This is a genomic window from Collinsella sp. AF29-7AC, assembly GCF_003475665.1.
In the GTDB taxonomy this organism is placed as follows: domain Bacteria; phylum Actinomycetota; class Coriobacteriia; order Coriobacteriales; family Coriobacteriaceae; genus Collinsella.
Window position 1 is genome coordinate 1 of the sequence record NZ_QRQX01000045.1, and the last position, 2,035, is coordinate 2,035.

Here is a 2,035-nt window from a genome sequence, read left to right on the forward strand (position 1 = left end):
GGCGGTTGAGCAGGCGCAGGCCGAAGCAGTCGGCGAGGTAGTAGCCCATCTCGCAGCCGCCGTTACCATGATCGGAAGCCATCTTGACGCAATTCTCGGCGCCGACAGCCTGGCCGATGAGACCCTCGGGCTTGGTCATGGCGTAGACGCGAATGCCCTTTTCCTTCATCTTCTTGACGGCCTCGAGGACCTCGGGGGTGGTGCCGGACTCGGAGGCGGTGAGCACGACGGACTTCTCGGTCATGCGCTTGTGGCCCATGACGTTCCACTCGGCGGCGTGGATCAGGTAGACCTCGAGGTCGCGGTCGCCGAACTTGTTCATGAGGTACTCGAGCTGCATGAGCTCGTCCCAGGTGCCGCCGACGCCCATCAGGAACACGGCGTCGTAGCCCTCGTCGGCGACCTTGTCGGCGAGCGCGGTCATCTTCTTGCCGGCCTCGTAGACGTTCTTGCCGTCCTCGACGTAGCCCTCCTGGCTAAAGTGCATGATCTCGATCTTCTCGGTTTCCTTCATGGCTTTTCCTTTCTGTCCTGCACGCAACTCTATACATCGCGTTTCTTTTCGATACCAATTATAGACATACACCTAATGTGTTTTTAATACCACTTATCAATCTGCTCCAATCCTCGGTGAACGGTCGAAATTCTCTGGTGAGTGGTATTAAATTAGAATTGAATGTATAGCTAACGCCTCTGGCGCCTCCCTTGTGTGACGAAGAACAGCGTTCCTACCAGCGCAATAATGGTCGATGCCCCAAACAGCACCGCCTGAACGCCCAAAGCCTCCGCCAAAAACGGAGCCGCCAGCAGCGGCAGCACGCCGGCGCTCATCAGGCCAAAACGCACAAAGCCGGTAATGCGCCCCAGGTATTTGATGTCGGCGCGCTCCTGAATCAAGATCATCTGCAGCGGTTCCAGGAATCCCCAGGCCAGACCGTTAATCGCCTGACCGATAATCGCGACCCCCAGCATATCGGTGCCCACGTACACCATGGACCCAATGCCCACGGCCATGAGCGCGCCGAGCAGCAATCGCAGGTTGACATGGCGGGCAGAAAGCTTGGTCAGGATGAACGCGCCCACCGAGGAAGTGAGGCCCACGACCGAGGACAGCCAGCCCAGCCAGACGATATCCACGTTGAGCACATCGCGATAGAACAACGACTCCAGCGAATCGAACGCGCCAAACGCAAAGAAACCCAAAAAGCCCGAGATAAAGATGAGGCGCAGGTCGTGGTCGCGAAACGTAAGTCGCGCACCCTCGGCCATGCCGCCCAAAATACCGCCCTTCGGCTTCTCCCCTTTTGCGGGAGCAACACACTCGTGACAGCCCAAGGAGAGCACGGCCGCCACACCCATCATGCCCGCCATGAGCAGATAGACCGATTGCGTGGCAAAACAGCTCACGATGGCACCGCCGAGCAGCGGGCCAGCGGTATAGGCGATATTGCTGTAGAACACCATGAGGCCGTTCACGCGGGTACGGCCCTCGGTGGTCGACTCCAGGTATCCCGGAAACGCATGCGTGCAGGTGTTGATAAAGCCGCCCGCAAGTCCCAAGACGCACGCGGCAAACACAAGCCCGGGGACAGACAACGGCGCCAACCCCACGCCAAGCGATAGCACTGCCGTAATCACGCACGTCACAAACGACGTCCGGCGCGGTCCAAAGCGATCGATGACCGAGCCCGACACCATATTGCCCACCGACGTCATAAGATTGCGCACGAGCGTAATGGCGGCAACCAAAAAGGCCGTGCCAGCCAGATCATACGTGGCCGCACCGATAAGCCCCAAAAAGTAGACCGCGTTGTTGGCGCACCACTGCAGGGACTCAATAAGAATCAGCCTGACCTCTGCCGGCGTCAGGCGCATTGCTTCGCGATCCTTCGCGAACATACGAACTCCTTCTATACAAAAAGGGGATGGAGGGCATAGGCCTGCTCCATCCCCTTTCCAGGCTGCAACGAAAATCTATGCAGCCGGGCCCTTACGCCAGCACGCCGAAGAACGCGCCGATGATGCCCACGACCAT

General features: G+C 58.9%; 1 protein-coding gene and 1 pseudogene. Both read right to left on the minus strand.

The window, feature by feature from the left end; translation table 11 throughout:
* A pseudogene (locus tag DWZ15_RS10230) lies at positions 1-514 on the minus strand (SIS domain-containing protein); the annotation flags it as partial.
* Positions 515-684: 170 nt separating this feature from the next.
* A complete protein-coding gene (locus DWZ15_RS10235) occupies positions 685-1,899 on the minus strand; it encodes an MFS transporter (protein ID WP_195521868.1) in 1,215 nt (404 codons plus the stop codon).
* Between the last annotated feature and the right edge of the window lie 136 nt (positions 1,900-2,035).